Consider the following 23,174-nt stretch of genomic DNA (forward strand, 5'->3'; position numbering starts at 1 on the left):
TCAGATCGGGCGGGTCAGCGCGCCGTAGAGCTCCGGCCGCCTCGTGTTGATCAGGCCGAACTCCAGCCAGTCGCGCCGCTGGTCCAGATCGAGGTCGGCGACGAGCACGGCGGGCCGGTCCCGCGGAGCGCGCAGCATCACGCGGCCGTAGGGGTCGGAGATGAACGACGAGCCGTAGAAGGTGATGAGCCCCTCCGCGCCGACCCGGTTGGGCACCACCATGAACAGAGCGTTGGCCAGCCCGTTGGCCGAGATGGCGTGCTCCCACATGGGCCGGGTGTCGAAGTGCGGCAGTTCCGGCTCCGAGCCGATCGCGGTCGGGTGGACCAGCACCTGCGCGCCCTCCAGCGCGTAGGTCCTGGCCAGCTCGGGGAACCACTCGTCCCAGCAGGTGGGGAAGCCGAACCTGGCGCCACCCACCTCCACCACGGGGAAGCCGGTGTCGCCGGGGCGGAAGCACAGGTCCTCGTGGTAGCCGGGGAAGCGTGGGATGTGCAGTTTGCGGGTGCGCGCCAGCAGTGTGCCGTCCGGGTCCACGCAGATCGCGGTGTTGTAGCCGAGGCCGCCGTCGGTGGCCCGCTCGTACAGGGAGGCGTGCACCGTCACGCCCAGGTCGGCGGCCAGTTCGGTGGCCAGCGCCGTGGTGGGGCCGCCGGGCAGGTCCTCCATGTAGCGGGCGGCGTCCTGTGCCCGCGTCTTGTCGGCGGCGAAGTAGGGGCTGCGGGTGAGCTCGGGCAGGCAGACCACCTCGGCGCCGAGGCCGGCGGCCAGGCGTACGCCGGTGCGCAGGGCCTCGTCGTGGGCCCGCTCGTCGGACTGCCAGCGCATCTGGACCAGGCCCACGCGTAGCAGCGTGCCGGGTTCCGCGCCGGGCCGGGCGGGTGAGCCGAGCGGCGAGCCGTAGGAGGTGAGTTCGACGTAGTTCACGACGCCTGCCCGGCGGCCGGGATCTGCTGGGTGACGCAGTGCACGCCGCCGCCGCCGTAGGCGATGACCGGGGTGCGCACGCCGACCACGGTGCGGCCGGGGAAGGCGCCGGCGATGACGGCCAGGGCCTTCTCGTCGGCCTCGACCCCGGCGACGGGGACGACCACGCCGCCGTTGGCCACGTAGAAGTTCAGGTAGCCGACCTCGATCCGCTCGCCCGCCACCTCGGTGAACGCGCTCTGCGGCAGTTCGACCAGGTCGAACGCTCTTCCGGCGGCGTCGGTCGAGGCCTCCAGGACCGCCTTGTTGGCGCGCATGCGGGCATAGTCGGGGTGCCCGGGGTCGTCGGGGAGCTGGATGAGCACCCTGCCGGGGGCGACGAACGCGGCGACGCCGTCCACGTGGCCGTCGGTCTCCCGGTCCTCCAGCCCGCCGTACGGCAGCCAGATCACCTTGGTGACGCCCAGCCTGGCCTTGAGCTCGTCCTCGATCTCGGCCCTGGTCAGGTCCGGGTTCCTGTTGGGGTGGAGCAGGCACTGCTCGGTGGTGATCAGCGTGCCCTCGCCGTCGACGGTGATCGCGCCGCCCTCAAGGATCATGCGGGACTCGACGCGGGCGACGCCGAGGCGGTCCAGGAGCAGGGCGGAGATCCGGTCGTCCCGGTCCCAGGGGTGGTGCTTGCCGCCCCACGAGTTGAAGCGGAAGTCCACGCCGGCGCGGGAGCCGTCCGGGCCGAGCACGAAGATCGGGCCGGAGTCGCGCAGCCACGAGTCGTCGATGGGCAACTCGACCACCTCGACCGTGTCGCCGCACCGCTCACGCGCCTGCTCGCCCTGGCCGGGCAGCGCCACCATCGTCACCGGCTCGAACCGCGCGATGGCGCGGGCCACCGCCGCGTACTCCTGCCGGGCGGAGGTGAGCACGTCGCCCCACAGGTCCTCCCGGGTCGGCCAGGCCATGAGGCAGCCGTCATGGACGGCCCATTCGGCGGGCATACGCATGATCACTCCTGTCTGAAAATTCAGTCAGCCTTGCGGAGTTGCTATAGTGCCCACCGACTGAAGATTCAGTCAAGGTGTCCCCGACCCTGCGACGTGAGGTGAAATGTCGTCAGATCGCCAGCGGCAGATCCTGGAAGCGGCCGTCCGCGTCATCGCCCACAGCGGCGTGCGCGGGCTACGGGTGGAAAAGCTGTCCGCCGAGGCCGGAGTCTCGACCGCGCTGATCTACTACCACTTCGGCGACCGCGCCGGGCTCATGCGCAAGACGCTGGAGTTCGTCAACGAGCGCGCCGGCCGCTACACGCACGAGGCCATGGAGATCGGCAAGGACCCGCGCGAGCAGCTCGAACTGCTCCTGCTCCTCGAACTGCAGGACACCCCCGCGGTCCGGGAGAACAGCGCGGCCTGGGGCGAACTGCGGGCCAGCGCGGTCTTCAACCCCGACCTGCGCGAGCCGCTCAGCACCTCCACGCGCGGCTGGGTCGACGACCTCGCCGCGATGATCAGGCAGGCTCAGGCGGCCGGGCTGGCCGCCGCGCGGGCCGATCCGCTCGACGTGGCGGAACGGCTGACCGCCCTGGTCGAAGGCGTGAGCGAACGCTGGCTCAGCGGCTCGATGACCCTGGAGCGGGCCCGCGAACTGGTGGAGGGCGCCGTCATCGCGGAGCTCGGGGAAGGGTCGAGTCACGTTCCACGAGACGGGTCGGCAGGGCCCGCGTGACGGGACCCTCCGCCCTGCCCTCCAGGAGGTCGGCGAGGAGCTCGGCTCCATAGCGGCCCATGAGGCGCGGGTTGAGGTCGATGGCCGTGATCGGCGGCTTGGCGGTCCAGAGGGAGGAGTGGTCGACACAGGAGGCGATGAGCATGTCATCGGGCACCCGGATGCCGCGCCGTTCCGCCGCATGGAGGATGCCGAGCGCGCCGCCCTCGGGCGCGCTGACGACGGCGTCGATCTCCGGGTGATCGTGCAGTAGCTGGTCGGCGGCCTGGTAGCGGGACTCCGCCGAGTCGACGAAGGGAGTCTGGCTGATGAGCGGAGGCTGACCGCGCGCGGCGCACCAGTCGAGGTAGGCGGCGCGCACGTCGCTGCCGAACGCGGTGTCGCCCGCCAGGCCGAGCAGGCCTGTCGTCGTGGCGCCCTGCCGCGCGAGGTGGCCGAGCAGTTCGTGTACGGCGGCGCGGTTGTCGGCCGTCACCACACCGGCGAACCTGGCCGGCGAGCCCAGGTCGCGCTCGCAGCTCACGATGGGCACGTCGAGTCCGGCCAGCGTGTCGAGCACGGGGTCGGTGAGCATGGGGTCGACGACGATCAGGCCGTCCAGGAGGTCGGCGGAAATCTTCTGCCGGGCGTCGGGCCTGATGGGCATCAGGGTCAGCGTGAGGTCATGGGCGAAGGCCGCGTCGGCTGCGCCGAGCGCGACGTTCATGTAGTAGTCGAGGCCGGAGGCGCGGTCGGGCAGATACAGCCCGATGGCGCCGGTGCGGCCCTGGCGCAGGCGGCGCGCGTTCGGGCTGGCGTGGTAGCCGAGGCCGGCGGCCACGGCGACGACGCGGTCCCTGGTGGCGGCGGGCAGGCGGCCCTTGCCGTTGAGCGCGTCGGAGACGGTGGTGATCGAGACGGCGGCCGCCTTGGCCACGTCACGGATCGTCACTCGCTTCGGCCTGCCCATGGTCGGAAATCTACCGCCTGACCGGGGCCCGAAAACTGAAAAAACGTTTCTGCAACGACTCTTGAAGAAACGTTTCTTCGCGCACACACTGTGGCCTCTAGGCACCGACGCCGCTCCAAGGAGGCCCCATGTCGCAGGCGGAACCCCTGGCCATCGAGCGACATTCGATCGACTGGATCCCCCTCTCGGAACGCCACGGCCGGCTGCCCAGCCTCGGCGCCATCTGGTTCGTGGGCAGCCTCAACCTCACCGGCTTCGCCACCGGCGTGGTCACCCTGTCCATGGGCGCCACGCTCGTCTGGACCGTCGTCGCCACCGTGCTCGGCTCCCTGTTCGGCACGTTCTTCATGGCCTTCCACTCCGCGCAGGGGCCGCAGCTCGGCCTGCCGCAGCTCGTGCAGTCCAGGCCGCAGTTCGGGTACGTGGGCGCGGCCCTCACCGTCTGGGTGTTCGCGCTGGTCAACTACATCGGCTACAACACCTCCGACGCGCTGCTGGCCGGGGACGCGATGCACTCGCTGTTCGGCCTGCCGGACTGGCTCGGGTACGTGCTCGCCGCCGCCGTCGCCACCGTGATCGCGCTGCTCGGCCACGACTGGATCCACGCCGTCAACCGGTGGCTGACCTGGCCGTTCGTCGCCGTCATGGTCGCCATCACGGTCGCCGCGCTGCTCACCGGCGGCATCCCGGGCTCGGCCTGGGAGGCGGGGCCGTTCGACGCGACCACGTTCATGCTGGTCTTCGTCTTCGTGGCCGGGTTCCAGCTCGGCTGGGCGCCGTACGTCTCGGACTACTCCCGCTACCTGCGTCCCGATATTTCAGTACGTCGCACGTTCTGGTGGACGTATTTGCCGAGCGCGTTGTCCGGCATCTGGGTGTTCGTCCTGGGAGCGGCGGTGTCGGCCGCGGCGCCGAAGGGCGCCACGCCGGTCGCCGCGCTGCGGCTGGCCGCCGACCGCCTGTTCGCCGGGTTCGGCGCCGTCGCGGTCGGCGTCCTGCTCATCGGCCTGCTGTCGATCATGGCCATCAACCAGTACGGCGGCAGCCTCACCATGATCTCCATCGCCGACTCCTTCCGCCCGGTCCGGCCGACGCGGGAGATCCGGGTCGTGACGATCGGCATCATGCTCGTCAGCGTCGGGTCGATCGCCTCGTTCGTCGGCATCGACCAGTTCGCCTGGTTCTACGCCAACGTCGTGGTGCTCCTGACGTACCTGTTCATTCCATGGACCGCCATCAACCTGGTGGACTACTTCTTCGTCCGCCGGGGCCGCTACGTGATCGCGGAGATCTTCAACCGCGACGGCATCTACGGGCGGTGGGCCTGGCGGGGCAACCTCGCCTATCTGATCGGCCTGGCCGCCATGACGCCCTTCATGGTCGTGGCCGGCCTGTACACCGGCCCGGTCGCCGCGCTCCTCGGCGGCGTCGACTACTCCCTGTTCGTCGGCCTGCCCGTCGCGGGCGGCTGCTATCTGCTCTTCGCGCGCAGCCTCGACCTGGCCACGGAGCGCGAAGAGGTCCACTGAGAAAGGAGTCACCCATGTCCGAGATCAGTAGACGTTCGATGCTGGCCCGTACGGGGCTCGCCGCGGCGGGCCTGGCGGCGGCGCGGGCGCTCGGCGACACCCCGGCCGCCTCAGCGGCGGCGGCCACCTGGCGGGTGCCCGGCGAGGAGACGGCGCACAGCCGGACCTGGATGTCCTGGCCGTCGAGCACCACCATCTGGGGCAACCTCCTGTCCAGGATCCAGGCCGACATCGCCAAGCTCGCCAAGGAGATCGCCCGGCACGAACCGGTCACCATGTGCGCCGGCGGCTCCACGAACGCGGCGCGGGCCCGGACGCAGTGCGGCTCCACCGTCACGGTGATCAGCTCCGTCCCGGTCTCCGACTGCTGGATACGCGACACGGGACCCATGTTCCGCGTCGACGGAGCCGGCGGCCGCGACACCATCGGCCTCAACTTCAACGCCTGGGGCGAGAACGCCACCAGGTTCCTCGGCATCCCCGCCTCCGCCTACAACAACGACCGGCGGCTCGCCCAGAACCTGGCCGCGCACATCGGCCTGCCGTTCACCAGAGCCGGGGTGGTCGGTGAAGGCGGCGGGATCGAGTACGACGGCGACGGCACGCTCATGGCCACGGAGAGCTGCTGGGTCAACTCCAACCGCAACCCCGGCAAGTCCAGAAGCCAGATCGAGGCGGAACTGCTGGCCCGCTTCGGCGCGACCAAGATGATCTGGCTGCCCGGCGTGCGGGGCCAGGACGTGACCGACGGCCACGTCGACGGCACCGCACGCTACATCAGGCCCGGCGTCGTGATGGTGCAGCTGGCCGGCGACGTGCGCCCCGACGTCTGGACCGCCAACGCCCAGGCCATCCACAACGTCCTGGTGAACGCCACCGACGCCAAGGGGCGCAGGCTCCAGGTGCTGACCATCGAGGGCCCGGACACCCTCCCCCGCATCCCGTCCGGTCAGCGGGACGAGTTCCTCAGCTCCTACATGAACTGGACCGTCACCAACCAGGCCGTCGTCACCGCGCAGTTCGGCGACACCGCCAAGGACACCGCCGCCAGGAACGCGATCGCCGCGGCCTTCGGCAAGCCGGTGGTCATGCTCAACCTGGACAACCTCTACGGCAACGGCGGTGGCGGCGCGCACTGCGTCACCATGCAGGAACCCACCCCCTGACCTGACCAGCGGGGGCGGGCACCCCGACCAGGGCTGCCCGCCCTCGCCCGGTGTCCGCTCCGTGCCCTATGGTGGATCTTGAGTGCGGGCCAGAAGACCACGACCGGAAGGCGGAATCCGGATATGCCAGAAGCTCCACAGAACCGGCCCACCCCGATAGATCTGCAGACCCACCGGCCGCACTCCGCGCGGGTCTACGACTACATCATGGGCGGCAAGGACAACTTCGCCGCCGATCGGGAGACCGCGGCCAAGGTGCTGAGCAACTGGCCAGGACTGCGCACCTCGATGCTCGCCAACCGCGCCTGCATGCACCGGATGGCCCGATACCTGGCCGAGGCGGGCGTACAGCAGTTCGTGGACATCGGCACCGGCATCCCGTCCTCCCCGAACCTGCACGAGGTCGTCCAGGAGAGCGCCCCCGAGGCCCGGATCGTCTACGTCGACAACGACCTCATCGTGCTGACCCACGCGAGAGCCCTGCTCGCGGGCACACCCGAGGGCCGCATCGCCTACATCCAGGCCGACATGCGCTCCCCCGATGCGCTCCTCGGCGACCCCACCCTGCACGAGGTGATCGACCTCACCCGCCCGGTCGCGCTGACGGTCATCGCCATGCTCCAGTTCGTGGAGGACGCCCAGGGCCTGGTGGAGGCCCTGCTCGCCCCTCTTCCCCCGGGCAGCTACCTGGCCGTCACCATCCCCACCGCCGACCTGGCCCCCGAGTCCGAGGAACTGGCCAGGGAGTACACCAGCAGCGGCATCCCCATGTACCTGCGCACCCGCGCCGAGGTGGAATGCCTGTTCACCGGCCTGGACCTGCTGGACCCCGGCGTCGTCCCGATGCCCCGCTGGCGCCCCGGCCCCGGCGACCAGCCTCTCCCTGACACCGCCACCAACATGTACGCCGCGGTGGGCCGCAAGCCGTAGCTACTCCGCGTCGTCGACGACCGCGACGGCGTCGACTTCGAGCAGGTACTCCGGCCTGGACAGCGCGGCGACCCCCACCAGCGTGTCCGTCGGCTTGTGATCGCCGAACAACGCGACCCTGCCCTCCTCGATCTGCGCGAGATGCTCACGCCGGTACCCGGCGACGAGGATCGTCAGCTTGGTCACCTGGTCGGGACGGGCGCCCGCGGCGGCGAGCGCGTGCCCTATGTTGACGAACACCTGGCGCGCCTGGGCCGCCATGTCCCCGGGCCCGACGAGGTCACCCGCCCGGTCCTCGGCCACCTGACCGGCGACGAAGACCATCCGCGTGCCGGTGGCGACGACGACGTGGCTGTAGGTCTCCGGTGGGTCCAGTTCGCCGGGATTGATGGATTCCAAGGCCATGGGAGCAACTCTTTCCACAGGACGGTGTCACGGGCGGCGGGTCGCGTAGTGGTGGATGATCAGGGCCGCGATGAAGCCGATGCAGATGATCCCGGCGATCAGGCCGGCGACCTGGGCCGGGCCGCCGATGGTGCCGCCGATGGTGTTGACGGCGGCGAACACGAGGAAGCCGATCCACAGGAGTACACGGCGGCGCGGGTCGTTCATGCCGACCAGTCTAGAAAAATCCCGCCAACTGGGAGAATGCCGCAGCCTGCAGGCCCGGTGGTAGTGCAGGCGGGAACGAACATCACAGGGCCTCCATACCCGGCAGACTATTCACTACCGAACATCCTGTTCGACATCGGAGGCGATCATGGGCTTGGGCAGGCTTCTGCACCGGCACGAAGAGCACGCCGACCACGGCGGCACGATCGACCACCCCCGCGCCTACGGCATGGGCGCCGCACTCGGATTCCTGGGCCGGCGCCGCGAGGTCTTCACCCGCCTGGCCACCAGAGCCGGGGTGCGGACCGGCGACCGGGTCCTCGACGTGGGCTGCGGCACCGGTTACCTGACCAGGATCGTCGCCCCGATCGCCGCCGAGGTCACCGGCGTGGACCCTTCGCCGCCCATGGTGGAGCACGCCCGCTCGCGCGCTCCGGGCAACTGCGCCTACCTGGTGGGCGAAGGGCAGGCGCTGGCCCTGCCGGACGGCTCGTTCGACGTGGTCATGTCCACGCTCGCGGTCCATCACATCCCGGCCGGCCTGCGCGGCGCCGCCGTACGGGAGATGTTCCGGGTTCTGCGTCCGGGCGGACGGCTGCTCATCGCCGAGTTCCGCCCGCCGAACGGCCGGCTGGCCGGGCGGCTCATGCGGTCGCTCACCGGGCCCGCCATGCGCCACAGTCCGCGTGACCTCCTCGGCGACCTGATCCCCGCTGCGGGCTTCCGGGTCGAGGGGGAAGGCGAGCTCAGCCCGATGATCTATTACGTCACCGCGGTGCGCCCGACATAGCAGTCCGGGCCGGAGGGCTCATTGCCCGTTCGGGGGGTCGGACACGGCTGACCTGTCCGGGAGTCAGCCGTCGAGCAGGGCCGCCACCTGTTCCAGGTTGTCGATGCGCAGGTCGGCGGGGACGCCCTTGAGCGCGGCGACCACGGCGCCCGCGGCCTTGCCCGCGGCGACGCCCGGGTGGCTGTCCTCGACCACCAGGCACCTGGCCGGGTCCACGCCCAACCCGGCGGCGGCGGCGAGGTAGCCCTCGGGGTCCGGCTTGCCGTTGGTGACATCGTCCAAGGTCAGCAGCAGCGGCGGGACGATGCCCGCGGTGTCCAGCGTGACCTTGGCCATGCGGGCGTCGGAGCTGGTCACCACCGCCCACAGCAGTCCCCGCCGATCCAGCGTCGCCAGCAGCTCCGGCGCGCCCGCTCCCGGCACGATGCCGGACAGGTCGGCGTGCTGGATCGCCTGCAGGCGCGCCGTCGCCGCGGCGCCATGAACGGGGCCGTGGCCGTGGGGCTCGACCACATCACCGGTGAAGCCGCGCTGGCGGCCTGGGCCCGCCGTTCATGACCGTGCAGGCGGACCACGGTCAGGACCGCGCGCCCGCCAAGCGGGCCACGGTCATGACCGCGTGTTCTCCAGGCGGGCCACGGCCTCGACCATCTGGGGGAAGGTGTCGATGAACGCGTCGACGTGGTGGTCGGCGAAGTCGGCGCGCCGCCGGACGCCGCTCTGCATGCAGGCGATGAAGCGCAGGCCTGCGCCGTTGGCGGCGTGGGCGTCGCCGGGTGAGTCGCCGACGTACAGGCAGTGGCGGGGGTCGAGCCCGGTGGCGGCGAGGAGTTCGTCGAAGGCGCGGGCGTCGGGTTTGCTGTAGCGCATGTTGCCCGCGTGGTAGACGGCGGCGAGGCGGCCGGTGAGCGCGTGGTCCGGGGCCAGCAGGTGCTCGACCTCGGCTTCCGTACGTGAGGTCAGCAGCATGAGGCTACGCCCGGCGGCGGCGAGCGCGTCGAGCGCCTGGAGGTTCTCCTGCGCCACGACGTCCAGCCGCCCGTCCGCCACGTACCGCCGGAGCACCGCCGGGTACGCGGCGGCGAAGGCCTCCAGGTCGATGCCGGGCGAGCGCAGCGTCATCGCCTCCAGGAGCGGCTGTCCCCACGTCGACAGGTGCACGTCCCGGGACATCGGCTCGCGGCCGATGCACGCCAGGACCTCGTTCTCGAGTTCAAAGCACGCCGCCTCGGTGAGGCAGAGCGTGTCGTCCACATCAATCACCACGGCGCGGATCACCCCGTAAGGATACGGAAGCGCCGGGCGGGCCCCTTTTGATCCAGATATTGACGACCTGGCGGGCAGGGGTTAACGTCGCATGTAATTAAAAGGAAACTTTCCTAAGAGTTTCTGAGCCTCTCTTCATCCCACCCCCCAAGCACCGGATGTCGGAGCACTATGAAGCATCGCAAGACACTCGCAGTCCTGGCGGCCTTACTCTTGCCACTCGGCGCAGCGGTGGTCGCCCCGCCCATGGCCTTCAGCGCCAGCAGCACCCAGGTCGCGTTCGCGGACTGGGCCCCGTGGACCGCGTACACCGCGGGCACCCGGGTCACCTACAACGGCGTCGAGTACGAATGCCGGCAGAGCCACACCTCCCAGCCGGGCTGGGAGCCGCCGAACGTCGCGGCCCTGTGGAAGACCACGGGCGGCGGTGGCACCGACACCCAGGCGCCCACGGTGCCGGGCAACGTGCGCTCGACCGGCGTCACCGCCAGCAGCGTCTCGCTCGCCTGGAACGCCTCGACCGACAACGTCGGCGTCACCGGCTACGAGATCTACCGCGGGAGCACCCTGGTCACCACGGTGACCGGGACCACGCACACCGACACGGGCCTGAGCGCCAGCACCGCCTACACCTACACGGTCCGCGCCCGTGACGCGGCCGGCAACCGCTCGGCCGCCAGCGCCGCGGTCACCGCGACCACCTCGGGCGGCGGCGGCGACACGCAGGCGCCCACGGTGCCGGGCAACGCGCGTTCGACCGGCGTCACCGCCAGCAGCGTCTCCCTGGCCTGGAACGCCTCCACGGACAACGTCGGCGTCACCGGCTACGAGATCTACCGAGGCGGCACCCTGGTCACCACCGTGACCGGAACCACCCACACCGACAGCGGCCTCACCGCCAGCACCAGCTACACCTACACCATCCGCGCCCGCGACGCCGCCGGCAACCGCTCCGCCGACAGCGCGCCGGTCACCGCGACCACCTCGGGCGGCGGCGGCGACACCCAGGCGCCCACCGTGCCGGGCAACCTCCGCTCCACCGGCGTCACCTCGAACAGCGTCTCGCTCGCCTGGAACGCCTCGACCGACAACGTCGGCGTCACCGGCTACGAGATCTACCGAGGCGGCACCCTGGTAACCACCGTGACCGGAACCAGCCACACCGACGAGGGCCTCAGCTCCAACACCGCCTACACCTACACCGTCCGCGCCCGCGACGCGGCGGGCAACCGCTCGGCCGACAGCAACTCGGTCTCGGCCACCACCACCGGCGGCCCCGGCGGCGGCGGTAACAAGGTGCTCGGCTACTTCGTCCAGTGGGGCGTCTACCAGCGCGGCTACCACGTCAAGAACATCGACACCAGCGGCTCGGCCGCCAAGATGACCCACATCAACTACGCCTTCGCCAACACCACGGGCGGCCGCTGCACCATCGGCGACTCCTTCGCCGACTACGAGAAGTCCTACTCGGCGGCCGAGAGCGTCGACGGCGTCGCCGACACCTGGGACCAGCCGCTCCGCGGCAACTTCAACCAGCTGCGCAAACTGAAGAAGAAGTACCCGAACCTCAAGGTGCTGTTCTCCATCGGCGGCTGGACCTGGTCGGGCGGCTTCACCCAGGCCGCGGCCAACCCCACCGCCTTCGCCGAGTCGTGCTACCAGATGGTGGAGGACCCGCGCTGGGCCGACGTCTTCGACGGCATCGACATCGACTGGGAGTACCCCAACGCCTGCGGCCTGACCTGTGACACCAGCGGGTTCGCGTCCTTCAAGAACGTGATGCAGGCCGTACGCGCCCGCTTCGGCCCGAACAACCTGGTCACCGCGGCCATCACCGCCGACGGCACCAGCGGCGGCAAGATCGACGCGGCCGACTACGGCGGCGCCGCGCAGTACGTCGACTGGTACAACGTCATGACCTACGACTTCTTCGGCGCCTGGGCCGCGCAGGGCCCGACCGCCCCGCACTCGCCCCTCACCTCCTACACCGGCATCCCGATCGCGGGCTTCTACTCCGACAACGCCATCCAGAAGCTCAAGAGCAAGAACATCCCGGCGAGCAAGCTGCTCCTCGGCATCGGCTTCTACGGCCGAGGCTGGACCGGCGTCACCCAGGCCACACCTGGCGGAACCGCCACCGGCCCGGCGCCAGGCACCTATGAGCCGGGCAACGAGGACTACAAGGTGCTCAAGACCCGCTGTCCCTCCACCGGCACCGTCGCGGGCACGGCCTACGCCTTCTGCGGCAACCAGTGGTGGAGCTACGACACGCCGGCCACCATCGGCGGCAAGATGACCTACTCGAAGAACCAGGGCCTCGGTGGCGCGTTCTTCTGGGAGCTCAGCGGCGACACCACCAACGGTGAACTGATCACCGCGCTCAAGAACGGTCTCGGCTGACCGTCTGACCGTTGAGGGCCGGTCCCGTACGGGGCCGGCCCTCTCGTCGTGTCCCGGGGTGCTCAGCCGCCCAGCTGGTAGACGTGGTCGGGGGTGACGACGCCGGTGACGGCCCGGCCGAGGACCGTGCTGGGTTCCTGGCCCTCGTACGAGATGTCGGTGTTGAGGAGCAGGACCAGCGTCGCCTGATACTCGGGCAGGTAGATCGTCAGCGTCTGGTAGCCGGGCAGCGAGCCGTTGTGCCCGATCCAGCCCTCCACGTTGAAGACGCCGAGCCCGTAGCCCGTGCCGGAGATCTGCGTGGTTCCGGTCTTGAGGCGCTCGGCCTGCGTGCGCGGGGTCAGCAGGGTGCCGGTGGCCAGGATCCGGGCCCACTTCCGCTGGTCCTCCAGGTCCGAGATCATCGCACCGGCGGCCCAGCCCCAGGAGGGGTTCCAGCCGGTGGCGTCCTCGACCGCGCCGGACGCGGTCTGGTTGGTGTAGCCGTGGGGGTGCGGGCTCGGGAAGGCGGCGTCGGTCGGGAAGACCGTCCGGTTCAGCCCCTGGGGCTTCAGGATGTTGGCGCTGACAAACTCGTGCAGCGGCCGCCCGCCGAGCTTCTCCACCACCAGCCCCAGCAGGATGAGGTTGGTGTTGCAGTAGGAGAACTCGGCGCCCGGCTCGAACAGCACGGGATGCTTGAAGGAGAAGGCCAGCAGCTCCTGCGGCGTGAAGGAGCGCGTGGGGTCGCCGGTGAGCGCCTTGAAGAAGCCCTCGTCCTCGCTGTAGTTGAACAGCCCGCTGCGCATGCCGGCGAGCTGGCGCAGCGTGATGCGCTCCCCGTTCGGGACGCCTTCGACGTAGGCGCCGATCGGGTCGTCCAGGCCCGCCTTGCCCCGGTCGACGAGCTGGAGCAGCGCGGTCACGGTGAACGTCTTGGTGACGCTGCCGATCCGCGAGTAAACGCCGGGCTTCATCGCGGCGCCGGTCGCCTTGTCGGCGACGCCGAAGGCCCGCACGTACGAGCCCTTGCCGGGCGCCGACAGCCCGACGACGACGCCGGGCACACCCGCTTCACGCATGGTCTTCCGTACGACGGAGTCCAGCCGGGCGGCCACGGCAGGTGTCAGCTCGGGAAACTCCCGAGCCACTGCCGCGGCAGGCGTCTGCAGGGCCAGCAGCCCGGCCAGGGCCACCAGCGCGCGCATTCGTGAGCACCTCATGGATGAGCCTCCCCCCGAACCCTCCTACCAGCGTAGACGTCCTCAGATCCGGAACTGTGACGACCTGGTGACTAGCCGCGATCCCGGCTTCTGCGGGAAAAGAGGGAGTTCATATCCATGCCCAACCGGGACGGAGCGCAATGAAGCGTGCAAAAAAGAACCAGGACCCGACCGCAGGCGACACCGACACCACGCCGGTGGAAGGGCCGATTCCTCTGGTTGCCCAGTCCCACCCCGACCTGTCCAAAGGCGCCACCGTCTACCTGCGCCCGGCGATCCTGCCGCACCCGGGCAGAGACGTCATCCGGCGCGTGGTCATCAGCCCCCGTCCCCGCACCCCCTCCCCCTTCGGCGGGCGCATGGGCGACCACACCATCGCGTGGCAGGTCCACCTCGACGCGCTCAAGGCGGTCCTGCACAACCTGACCCTCCCCGAGGCGATCAACAAGGTCCAGACCCTGTACGACGGGGCGACCGCCTGGATGTCCAAGCTCGACTCCACCCAGATGAAGCTCTTCCTGTGGCTGGAGGACCACGAGGATCGCGCGCCCAGGCTGGAGGACGCGGCCCATCGCACGGTGACCGGCCTGGACCTGGCCCGCAGGGTGCTGGTCGACGGCCCGCGGAAGAAGAAGGACGGCTCGATGGAGACCCAGGACGAGGTGCACGCCCGCGCCGCCGACACGCTGGGCGTGGCCGTCGCCCACTACCTGGCCTACGTGAACTACCTGCCGTACGCCACCGTCTTCAACCCCTCGGCCCGCGGCTCGATCGGATCGGGTGAGGGCCGCTACCGGAACCTGCTCATCGCCCACGAGCGCCACTCCTTGCACCTGGACCGCCTGGCACACCAGCGGGAGGAGGACGCGAAGCTGGCCGCCGAGCAGATGGACACCGAACAGCCGGGGCAGCCGGCGCAGCCCAAGCCGCAGCCGCCGAAGGACCCGGACCCGCCCTACACCGCCGACCAGGTCAAGGACGCGCTGTGGCGGATGTTCTCCTACGACGCCGCCCTGCGCGAGTCCGGGATCGTCTTCCTGCTCGACCCCGAGGCGGCCAAGGTCCCGCGCGCCAGCTACGAGGAGCTCTCGACGCTGGCCGAGAACCTGGAGAAGCTGGTCAGCGGCGTCGGCTCGGTCGCCATGACCCCCACCGACGTCGAGACCAAGGCCGAGACGATCGCGCAGAGGTACGCCAGGCCCACCGACGACCAGGAGCTCTTCCACGCCGCCAAGGCCATCAAGACCGCGGCCCGCAGCGTCGTCGGCCTGTCTCCGGGCACCGGCAAGCAACGGCTGCGCGAGCTGCGCGACGGCGAGGGCCGGCACATCGGCACCTCCCTCAGCCGGGCCCTGCTCTCGGTCCAGGCCATCGAGGCCCTGGCCAAGGACGCCGCCGCCCGGGTCGAGGCGATCATCCCGACGCTGGTCCACGAACATCAGAGCCTGGTCGCCGCCGCGTACCCGCGCAGTGTCACGTATTCGGGCTTCTTCGGCGCCTCCGCCGCCGAGGCGGCCAAGGCCAAGCTCACCGCCGAGCTGCGCCGCCTGTTCCCCAAGGCCGACCTCGGCAAGGAGGCGGTCACGAAGCTGCTGACCCGGATCGCCGCGGCCTGGACCACGATGTCCGCCCTGCCGGACGCCACCGCCGGCTCCAACGCCTGGGTGGACGACGCGGCCAACGACCCGCTCGTGGTGACCTTCACCGCCGGTCAGCCGCTGGTCGTCAACGGCCGCGCGCCCGCGCCTCCCGGGGTCACCGGGATGGGCTGCCACACGACCGCCTGGGTGGTCCAGTGCGGCGCCCTGTCGCGCCAGCTCGCCAGGGCGGCCAACGAGGACCGCGCCATGGAGACGGTACGCCAGCTCGTCGCCGACGACCTGAAGTCGGAGGTCATGAAGCTGGACCGGCTGCTGCCGATCATCCAGCTGGAGGGCGGCCAGCTCGACGAGCTGTTCGACGCGGCGCTGGAGGCGCTGACCGCGGCCACGGCCGGTGAGGCGGCCACCGCCTACCTCAGCTTCCGCAACCTGCTGCCCTTCGCCACCGTGGACACCGGGGACCGGGGCGGCCACGGCGAGAAGACCGACGCCGGGCTGAAGGAGACCTACGACGCGAAGGCACTGGCGGACACGGTGTCGCTGGTGGCGGAGGACCTGGCCATGCTGCGGGCCCAGTCGTACGGCGCACGCCTGTCCAAGATCGCCACTGGCCTGCGCAAGAGCCTGAAGGAGGGCGAGACATACTGGGGCAGCCCGACGGCCCTGCGCGAAGCCGTCACCGCCTCAGCCAGCCGCCTCAACGCGCTGGCCAGGGACCTGCGCCGCGGCAGCGTGCCGGACGCGACCAAGGTCATCAGCGCCGCCCGCTGGGACGAGCACAACCGGCTCTACAACCTGTTCCACTCCTAGCCCCCGCGCGGGCCGCCGGCGTCGCGAAGACCCCGGCGGCCCGCCCCACCGTCACGCCACGGACGTGCGATCGCTCCCCGGCTGTCACGCCATGACGTGCGCCCGCTCAGCCGGTACGGCATGCCGCAAAGACTCCCCGGAGACCAGGCGGCGCAGCTCGTCCACGACCAGTTCCCCCATGCGCGCCCGCTCACCGCCCAGGGCCCCGGCCACGTGCGCGGTCAGCACGACGTTGGGCAGGGTGAACAGCGGCGAGTCGGGCGGCGGCGGTTCCGGCCAGGTGACGTCGAGCACCGCGGTGAGGTCGGCCCTGCGGCGCAGGACGTCCACGACGGAAGGCTCGTCCACGAGGGCGCCGCGGGCGGTGTTGATCAGCGTGCCGCCGGGCTCCAGGAGGTCGAGCAACGAGCCGTTCACCAGGCCCTCCGTCTCGGGCAGCAGCGGCGCGTGCAGGCTGACGACCGAGCAGGCGGCGAAGAGCTCGGGCAGCTCCACCAGGCGCACGCCGAGCCCGGCGGGGTCGGCCACGGGGTCGCAGGCCAGCACCTCCACGTCGAAGCGCCGCAGGTGGCCGGCGACCAGGCGGCCGATCGCGCCGAGTCCGAACAGGCCCACGCGGGAGCGGTACCCGCCGGCGACGGGCGGGTCGTGCGGGTAGCGGCGGGTGGCCCGGATCTCGCGGGCGATCCGGTGGGCCTGCTTCAGCGCCAGCAGGATCTGGGCCAGCGCGAACTCCGCCACCGGGATCGCGTTGGCCGAGGCGGCGGAGACGATCGGGATCTCGCGGGCCCAGAACTCCGGCGTGGTCAGCGGCCGTACCGACCCGGCGGCGACCAGCACGGCGCGCAGCCGGGGCGCCCCGCTCAGCAGCGTCGCGTCGAGCCGGGGCGGGCCCCACCCGGTCAGCAGGATCTCCACGTCCGCCAGCACGTCCGGGTCCTGGGCGAGCTGCTCGACGGTGCGCGGCGGCGCGCTCCACCTGACCAGTTCGTCCAGGTCGCGCAGGACCTCGGGCGGGTAGACGTCACCGCGCCGCCGTTCCTCCATGACGAGCAGGGCGGTGGGCCGGGGATCGGGCTCGGACATGAACGCTCCAGAGTCATCAAGAGTCATCGGGTCAGTGGCACCGCGCGGCTTGTTACGCATCGATTTCGGCCGGGAGTCATCGGACCATTGACCGTGCCAATGAGGCAACGCTAGCTTCTCGGAAAGCGTTATCCAAGAGACTGGGAGCCGTTCACATATGCGGACACATGCCAAATACAAGGTGAGTTGTCTCCTTGCTGCCGCGCTGGTGCTGACCGGGTGCGGCTCCGGTCCGGCGGGAGGCGACGTCGAACAGGACGCCTCGGCGCCCCTGGAGCTCTGGACCAGGACGACGCCCGGCGGGCCGGGCGAGCAGGGCACGATCAAGCTGGCCGCCGCGTTCGAGAAGGCCACCGGCCACAAGGTCAAGGTGACGGCCATCTTCGACGACTTCGAGACGAAGATGCAACAGCGTGCCGCCCAGAAGGACCTGCCGGACATCGTCATGAACGACGTCGCCCAGCTGGGAACGATGCAGAGCCAGGGCCTGCTGCGCGAGATCGACCTGTCCAAGGTCGCCGCCGCCAAGGACGTCAGCGAGCGGGCCCTGGCCGCGGGCAAGGCCGTGGACGGCAAGCAGTACGGCCTGCCGTACTCGGCACAGGCCACCGCGCTGCTCATCCGCAAGGACTGGCGCGAGAAGCTGGGCCTGAAGCCGCCGCAGAGCTGGGCGGACCTGGCGGCGATGGCCAAGGCGTTCACCGAGAAGGACCCCGACGGCAACGGCGAGGCCGACACCTACGGGCTGGCGGCGCCGCTGTCGACCAAGCGCGGGTACGCCTCCTGGTACTTCTCGAACTTCCTCTGGGCCGCGGGCGGCGACTTCGTGGCCGACGCGGGCGGCGGCAAGTACAAGCCGGCCATGTCCACCCCCGAGTCCGTGGCCGCGATGCAGTGGTTCCGCGACCTGGGCTGCAAGGACAAGGTCATCCAGCCGGGCGCGGTCACCATGGACACGCCGCCGACGAACGAGACGTTCGAGGCGGGCAAGGCCGGTCTCTACGTCGTCGGCCCGTACCTGCTGCCCCGCTTCGACAAGGCGCTGGGCAAGGACAAGTACGAGGTCATGGCCATGCCCAAGGGCGCCAAGAGCGCCGAGGTGCTGGCCGAGGGCGGCGCGGTCTACCTGATGGCCGGCTCGCCCAACCAGGCCGCGCAGGACGCCTTCGCCGCCTTCGCCATCTCGGCCGAAGGCCAGAAGATCGGCATGGAGGGCGAAGCGGCGTACATCGTGCAGTTGCCCGTCAACACCACCGTCGACATCGCCCAGGTGCGGCCCGACCCGCGCTGGAAGACCTTCGCCGAGGCCTACCAGACCTCCGGCAGGTACGCGCCGTCGCTGCCGAACTGGACCCCGGTGCGCCAGGCGTCGGCCGAGACCGTCAACGCGCTCGTGGCCGACTGCTCACTCGACCTCAAGGCCGAACTCGGCAAGCTCGACACCAAGCTCGCCGCCGTCCTCACCGAACAGGGCATCGCCGCCTCATGAGCGTCGAGCAACTGAGTCCTGTCGCCGCGCCCGCGACGACCGGCGCCCCCGCCCCCCGTTCCAGGAACGGGGGGCGGGACGGCCGCTGGTGGATCCCGTGGCTGTTCCTGGCCCCGGCGATCATCCTGTTCGCGCTCTTCAAGTTCATCCCGATGGGCAACGCGCTGGTCATGTCCTTCCAGGACGTCCAGCCGTTCCTCGGCAACAAGTGGGTCGGGACCGGCAATTACGCCACGATGCTCGCCTCCGAGGGCTTCCATCAGGCGGCCTGGCACACGATCGTGCTGGCCGTGGGGCAGACCGTCGGCTCGATGGCGCTCGGGTTCGCGCTGGCGCTGCTGATGGAGGGGCAGAGCCGCAAGCTCGGCTTCATCAGGTCGGCCGCGTTCCTGCCGGTCGTGGTGCCGATGGCGGTGGTCGCGGAGCTCTGGCGGATCATGTACCACCCGACGGCGGACGGCATGATCAACTCGATCATCGGTCTTGTCGGGCTCGGGCCCTCCGGGTTCATCAACGACCCGGACGCCTCCATGGCCTCGGTGATCATGACCGGGATCTGGCGGGGCGCGCCGTACGACATGATGATCTTCATGGCGGGACTGGCCGGCGTCAACCGGGACCTCTACGAGGCCGCCACCGTCGACGGCGCCTCCCGGTGGCGGCGGATCGTGCACGTGACACTGCCCGGCCTGCGCTCGGTCTTCACGATCCTGTTCGTGCTGGCCGCCATCCGCGGGCTGCGGGTCTTCACCGAGGTGTTCCTGCTGACGAACGGCGGGCCGAACGGCTCCACCGAGGTGGTCATGACCCTGATCTACAAGCTCGGCCTGGAGCAGAACCGGCTGGGCGTCGGCGCGGCGGGGGCGGTCCTGCTGTTCGTCGCGACACTCGTGCTGACGGTCTTCGTCTACCTGCTCAGAAGGAAGGAGAACCGATGAGCGAGACTGCTCTCGGTCTCAAGGAGAACGCGACCCCCGCGGGCCGCGCGACGAAGCTGGTGATCTACTCGCTGGTGCTGGTCGTGTTCGCGGGGCCGCTGCTGGCCCTGCTGGTCAGCGCCTTCAACCACGTCTCCGACCCGACCCAGCTGAGCCTGGTGCCGACCAGCCCCACGCTGGACAACTTCACCGTCGCCGTCGACCAGGGCGTGCTGAAGTATCTGCTCAACTCCTTCCTCGTCGTGGGCTTCGGGCTGCTGCTCCAGGTCACGGTCTCGGTCCTGGCGTCGTACGCGCTGGCGCGCAAGCGGTTCCGGTTCATGTCACTGGTGTTCGTGGCCATTCTCGCCACGCTCATGCTGCCCGAGGAGATCCTGGCCATCCCGCTGTCGATCATCCTGGCCGACGTGCCGGTGATCCACGTGAACCTCATCGGGACGCTGGCCGGCATGATCGTGCCGCTCGGCGCCTGGGCGTTCTCGATCCTGGTGATGACCGAGTTCATGAAGGACGTGCCGCGTGAGCTGGAGGAGGCGGCGCGGATCGACGGGGCGGGCGAGCTGCGGATCTTCGCGCAGATCATCCTGCCGATGTGCAAGCCCGCGCTCGGGGTCATCGGCGTGTTCGGCTTCACCATGATCTGGGACCAGTACCTGCTGCCGCTGCTGGTGGCGCAGGACTCCTCCTCCTACACGCTGCCGCTGGCGCTGCGGACCCTGCGCATCGACCCGATCGTGACGCCCGGCGTGGTCATGGCGGCCTCGCTGCTGGCCCTGCTGCCCTCGGTGATCGTATTCCTGTTCTTCCAGCGTTCGTTCGTCCATGGCCTGTCCTCCGGCGCCCTCAAGGGATGATTTTTCATGACGTGGTTCACCCATGACAGATTCGGGATGTTCGTCCACTGGGGCCTGTACGCCCTGCCGGCCCGGCACGAATGGGTCAAGACCCGGGAGAAGCTGACCGACGAGCAATACCAGGTCTACTTCGACCACTTCTCCCCCGACCGCTACGACCCGGTCAGCTGGGTACGCGCGGCCAAGGCGGCCGGGATGCGCTACGTGGTGCTGACGACCAAGCACCACGACGGGTTCTGCCTGTGGGACAGCGATCTGACCGACTACAAGGCGACCCGCACGCCGTACGGGAAGGACCTGGTTGGGCCCTTCGTCGAGGCCTGCAGGGCCGAGGGGCTGAAGGTCGGCTTCTACCACTCGCTGATCGACTGGCACCACCCGGCCTTCCCCGTCGACGGCACCCACCCGCGCCGCGACGAGGTGAACGGCGAGGGCGGCGGCGACATCGCCGAGTACCGGCGCTACCTGCACGGACAGGTCCGCGAGCTGCTCACCCGATACGGGCGGATCGACTACCTGTTCTTCGACTTCTCCTACGCCGGCAGGAAGGAGTGGTGGGGCGGCAAGGGCGCCGAGGACTGGGGCTCGGCCGAACTGCTGGAGATGGTCCGCGAACTGCAGCCCGGCATCCTGGTCAACGACCGCACCGGCCTGCCCGGCGACTTCGTCACGCCCGAGCAATATCAGCCCTCCGGCCCGCTGGCCGAGGTGTGGGAGGCCTGCCAGACGCTCAACGGCAGCTGGGGCTACGACCGCGACAACCTCGACTACAAGAGCCCGGACCTGCTCATCCGCATGCTGGTCGACGGCGTCGCCAAGGGCGGCAACCTGCTGCTCAACGTGGGCCCGACCGGCCGGGGCGAGATCGACCCCAGGGCGCTGGCCATCCTGTCCGAGATCGGCGCCTGGATGGACCGGCACGAGCGCGCGATCCGCGGGTGCGGGCCGGCGTCGTTCACCCCGCCGGCCGACTGCCGCTACACCCAGAACGGCGCCCGCCTCTACCTGCACCTGTTCAGCTGGCCGCTGCGCCACGTGCACCTGCCGGGACTCGCCGGCAAGGTCCGCTACGCGCAGCTGCTCGACGACGCCTCGGAGATCAGGATGGTCGTCTCCAAGCCCGGCGAGGTCGCGCAGAACACCAAGATGGGCGGGCAGCCGGAGGGCACCTTGACCCTTCAGCTGCCCGTTCAGCGTCCCCCGCTCGCCGTCCCGGTGATCGAACTCTTCCTTGCCTGACCGCTCACTCCCGCCAGGCAGGCCCGGTGTCCGCCGTGCCCGCGCTCCGCGGGATCCGCGGGGCGGCCTTCCCCGCGAGCGGCACGACCGTGATGCCGTCGGCGGTGTTGGGCGCGTTGACGTCGAGCGTGCCGCCGACGACGACGTTGCCGAGGAAGGTGTTGGGCTCGAAGGTGAACTTCCGCAACGGCGGCGCGGTGTCCTGCACGCTGGTCTGCACCGAGACGCCGCCCGCCGGGCGGTAGGCCAGGTTGCCGGTGAAGGTGTTGCGCGTGGGCAGGAGGACCATCTGGTAGCCGGGCCAGTGGTTCTTGTAGAACCAGCCGAGGTGCATGTCGCTCTTGGCGTTGCCGACGAACATGTTGCCGGTGAACCGGCTGTCGGTCACCTGGCCGTAGTGGAAGAGGTAGCCGTGGGGGGCCAGCGGGTTCTTCTGCGGCACGAAGCCGGGGGTCAGGTAGTCGAGCTGGTTGTTCTCGTCGAACATGTGCTCGCCGCTGGTGACCTTGAGCCCGTAACCGGAGACTCCTGCCACGTAGTTGCCGCGTACGGTGTGGTGGTCGCCGCTGACCCGGATGCCCTCGCTGGCCGGGTACCCGTCGCCCAGGATGACGTTGTTCTCGACCGTGTTGTAGTTGCCGTAGCGCAGGACCAGGCCGCCGCTCGACTGCCTGATCGTGTTGCCGCGCACGGTGTTGTGGTTGGACTTCAGCGAGATGATCTCGTCGTCGCCGTCGACGTGCTCGAAGAGGTTGTTCTCGATGGTGAAGTACGCCCCCTCCGTCGTCCCGAGATCGCCCCACTGCCCGTAACCCCAGATGCGCAGCGCCTCCATGCCGTTGCGCCCGATGTTGGGGACGTTGGCGAAGCGGCTGTGATCGACCTTGTTGTACGTGGCCCGCGGCCCACGGTCGTTGCCCACCACCGGCTCCTGGTGGTTCTTGCCCTCCAGCAGGACGTGGTCGAGCCGGTTGGCGCCGCCGCGGAAGTAGACCCAGTAGTAGGGGATTTGCGGCTCGGCCGGGTTGAAGTTCACCACGGCCGTGTCGGTGACCCGGCCCCGGTCGCTGTTGAACGTGATGACCGACCCCTTGCCGTCGGGCACGGTGCCGTCGGTGAAGGTCAGGCCGCTGACCACGAGGTCGGGGCTGTTCAGCGAGATCCCCGACCGGCCGGTGAGCACCACCTTGCCGGGCGTCTGCGCCCGCAGCGTCACCGGCCTGCCGGGCGCGGTGGCGGCGCTGAGGTCGAGGAAGGCGTTCTCCCAGGTGCCGTCGGCCATGACGATCGTGTCGCCGGGGCGCGCGTCCGCCAGAGCCCTGGTGAGCTCGGCCGGATTCGCCACGAGCACCTCGGCCGCAGACGCGGACGTGGCCGTGTCCGTGGCCGTGGCCGTGTCCGTGGCCGTGTCCGTGGCCGTGGCCGTGGACTCGGCCGTGGCCGGGCTCTGGGCCAGTCCTAAGGCGAGGACCGCCGCGGCGAGCAGGCGCGGGGCGTTGGTCATGAAACCTCCTACTAATCACGGGAAATATCCCGAAAAACTGGCTTAAGGACAGCCAGATGCCGATATTCATCGGAGCACTGGGAGAACCGTAGCCGTCGGGCAAGCGTTTTCCAAGAGCCCATGACTTGCGCGACGTTTGCACGCGCTGACGCGCTGTCAG

21 protein-coding genes are annotated in these 23,174 nt (G+C 70.1%); 11 read left to right on the forward strand and 10 right to left on the reverse strand.

The features are described from left to right. Positions 1-927, reverse strand: a complete 927-nt coding sequence (locus HNR40_RS47470) for a nitrilase-related carbon-nitrogen hydrolase (protein WP_221341697.1) — start codon at positions 925-927, stop codon at positions 1-3. After that, entirely contained in the window at positions 924-1,928 is a 1,005-nt protein-coding gene (locus HNR40_RS47475; protein ID WP_184973782.1) for an agmatine deiminase family protein, read from the reverse strand. Before HNR40_RS47475 ends, HNR40_RS47470 begins: the two co-directional genes overlap by 4 nt. A 103-nt stretch (positions 1,929-2,031) precedes the next feature. On the opposite strand from HNR40_RS47475, the gene HNR40_RS47480 reads away from it, so the two are divergent. Then, positions 2,032-2,649 (forward strand): TetR/AcrR family transcriptional regulator, encoded by a 618-nt coding sequence (locus HNR40_RS47480; protein WP_184973783.1) that lies wholly within the window; start codon positions 2,032-2,034, stop codon positions 2,647-2,649. Here the strand turns inward: HNR40_RS47480 and HNR40_RS47485 are convergent. After that, a complete protein-coding gene (locus HNR40_RS47485) occupies positions 2,585-3,598 on the reverse strand; it encodes a LacI family DNA-binding transcriptional regulator (protein ID WP_184973785.1) in 1,014 nt (337 codons plus the stop codon). The genes HNR40_RS47480 and HNR40_RS47485 overlap by 65 nt on opposite strands. A gap of 128 nt (positions 3,599-3,726) precedes the next feature. On the opposite strand from HNR40_RS47485, the gene HNR40_RS47490 reads away from it, so the two are divergent. The 3 genes from HNR40_RS47490 (at position 3,727) to HNR40_RS47500 (ending at position 7,223) form a co-directional block, all read left to right on the forward strand. After that, the gene (locus HNR40_RS47490) at positions 3,727-5,127 is read left to right on the forward strand and encodes a purine-cytosine permease family protein (protein WP_184973787.1); all 1,401 of its coding nucleotides are present in this window, start codon (positions 3,727-3,729) and stop codon (positions 5,125-5,127) included. Positions 5,128-5,141: 14 nt separating this feature from the next. After that, entirely contained in the window at positions 5,142-6,293 is a 1,152-nt protein-coding gene (locus HNR40_RS47495) for an agmatine deiminase family protein (protein ID WP_184973789.1), read from the forward strand. 123 nt (positions 6,294-6,416) lie between these two features. Further along, a complete protein-coding gene (locus HNR40_RS47500; protein WP_184973791.1) occupies positions 6,417-7,223 on the forward strand; it encodes an SAM-dependent methyltransferase in 807 nt (268 codons plus the stop codon). Here the strand turns inward: HNR40_RS47500 and HNR40_RS47505 are convergent, their stop codons facing one another. Further along, positions 7,224-7,628 carry a RidA family protein gene (locus tag HNR40_RS47505; protein WP_184973793.1) on the reverse strand — a complete coding sequence of 135 codons (405 nt, stop codon included), beginning with the start codon at positions 7,626-7,628 and terminating at the stop codon, positions 7,224-7,226. 27 nt (positions 7,629-7,655) lie between these two features. Continuing rightward, positions 7,656-7,835, reverse strand: a complete 180-nt coding sequence (locus HNR40_RS47510; RefSeq protein ID WP_184973795.1) for a hypothetical protein — start codon at positions 7,833-7,835, stop codon at positions 7,656-7,658. 148 nt (positions 7,836-7,983) lie between these two features. Between HNR40_RS47510 and HNR40_RS47515 the strand changes: the two genes are divergently transcribed. Beyond that, entirely contained in the window at positions 7,984-8,625 is a 642-nt protein-coding gene (locus HNR40_RS47515) for a class I SAM-dependent methyltransferase (RefSeq protein ID WP_184973797.1), read from the forward strand. Positions 8,626-8,688: 63 nt separating this feature from the next. Here the strand turns inward: HNR40_RS47515 and HNR40_RS47520 are convergent, their stop codons facing one another. Beyond that, on the reverse strand, positions 8,689-9,138 hold the full coding sequence (locus HNR40_RS47520; protein ID WP_184973799.1) for an HAD-IA family hydrolase: 450 nt from the start codon (positions 9,136-9,138) through the stop codon (positions 8,689-8,691). A 96-nt stretch (positions 9,139-9,234) separates the two neighbouring features. Continuing rightward, positions 9,235-9,903 (reverse strand): HAD family hydrolase, encoded by a 669-nt coding sequence (locus HNR40_RS47525; protein ID WP_221341698.1) that lies wholly within the window; start codon positions 9,901-9,903, stop codon positions 9,235-9,237. A 234-nt stretch (positions 9,904-10,137) separates the two neighbouring features. Between HNR40_RS47525 and HNR40_RS47530 the strand changes: the two genes are divergently transcribed. Next, a complete protein-coding gene (locus HNR40_RS47530; RefSeq protein ID WP_246510709.1) occupies positions 10,138-12,291 on the forward strand; it encodes a glycosyl hydrolase family 18 protein in 2,154 nt (717 codons plus the stop codon). 62 nt (positions 12,292-12,353) lie between these two features. Here HNR40_RS47530 and HNR40_RS47535 read toward each other — a convergent pair whose 3' ends face one another. Beyond that, complete coding sequence (locus HNR40_RS47535) at positions 12,354-13,478, reverse strand: serine hydrolase domain-containing protein (protein WP_221341699.1); 1,125 nt, start codon at positions 13,476-13,478, stop codon at positions 12,354-12,356. Positions 13,479-13,633: 155 nt separating this feature from the next. Between HNR40_RS47535 and HNR40_RS47540 the strand changes: the two genes are divergently transcribed. Continuing rightward, on the forward strand, positions 13,634-15,904 hold the full coding sequence (locus tag HNR40_RS47540; RefSeq protein WP_184973805.1) for a hypothetical protein: 2,271 nt from the start codon (positions 13,634-13,636) through the stop codon (positions 15,902-15,904). Positions 15,905-15,988: 84 nt separating this feature from the next. Here HNR40_RS47540 and HNR40_RS47545 read toward each other — a convergent pair whose 3' ends face one another. Next, the gene (locus HNR40_RS47545; protein ID WP_184973807.1) at positions 15,989-16,990 is read right to left on the reverse strand and encodes a hydroxyacid dehydrogenase; all 1,002 of its coding nucleotides are present in this window, start codon (positions 16,988-16,990) and stop codon (positions 15,989-15,991) included. Positions 16,991-17,147: 157 nt separating this feature from the next. On the opposite strand from HNR40_RS47545, the gene HNR40_RS47550 reads away from it, so the two are divergent. Genes HNR40_RS47550 through HNR40_RS47565 form a run of 4 tightly spaced genes read left to right on the forward strand, consistent with a single transcriptional unit; the run spans position 17,148 to position 21,510 of the window. Then, a complete protein-coding gene (locus tag HNR40_RS47550) occupies positions 17,148-18,479 on the forward strand; it encodes a sugar ABC transporter substrate-binding protein (protein ID WP_184973809.1) in 1,332 nt (443 codons plus the stop codon). Continuing rightward, positions 18,476-19,417: a carbohydrate ABC transporter permease gene (locus tag HNR40_RS47555; RefSeq protein WP_184973811.1), complete on the forward strand. Its 942-nt coding sequence runs from the start codon at positions 18,476-18,478 to the stop codon at positions 19,415-19,417. Before HNR40_RS47550 ends, HNR40_RS47555 begins: the two co-directional genes overlap by 4 nt. Next, on the forward strand, positions 19,414-20,271 hold the full coding sequence (locus HNR40_RS47560; protein WP_184973813.1) for a carbohydrate ABC transporter permease: 858 nt from the start codon (positions 19,414-19,416) through the stop codon (positions 20,269-20,271). Before HNR40_RS47555 ends, HNR40_RS47560 begins: the two co-directional genes overlap by 4 nt. A gap of 6 nt (positions 20,272-20,277) precedes the next feature. Then, positions 20,278-21,510 (forward strand): alpha-L-fucosidase, encoded by a 1,233-nt coding sequence (locus tag HNR40_RS47565; protein ID WP_184973814.1) that lies wholly within the window; start codon positions 20,278-20,280, stop codon positions 21,508-21,510. Positions 21,511-21,514: 4 nt separating this feature from the next. On the opposite strand, the gene HNR40_RS47570 is transcribed toward HNR40_RS47565, so the two are convergent. Then, the gene (locus tag HNR40_RS47570; protein ID WP_184973816.1) at positions 21,515-23,014 is read right to left on the reverse strand and encodes a polysaccharide lyase 6 family protein; all 1,500 of its coding nucleotides are present in this window, start codon (positions 23,012-23,014) and stop codon (positions 21,515-21,517) included. Between the last annotated feature and the right edge of the window lie 160 nt (positions 23,015-23,174).

It is taken from the genome of Nonomuraea endophytica (genome assembly GCF_014203235.1).
In the GTDB taxonomy this organism is placed as follows: Bacteria; Actinomycetota; Actinomycetes; order Streptosporangiales; family Streptosporangiaceae; genus Nonomuraea; species Nonomuraea endophytica.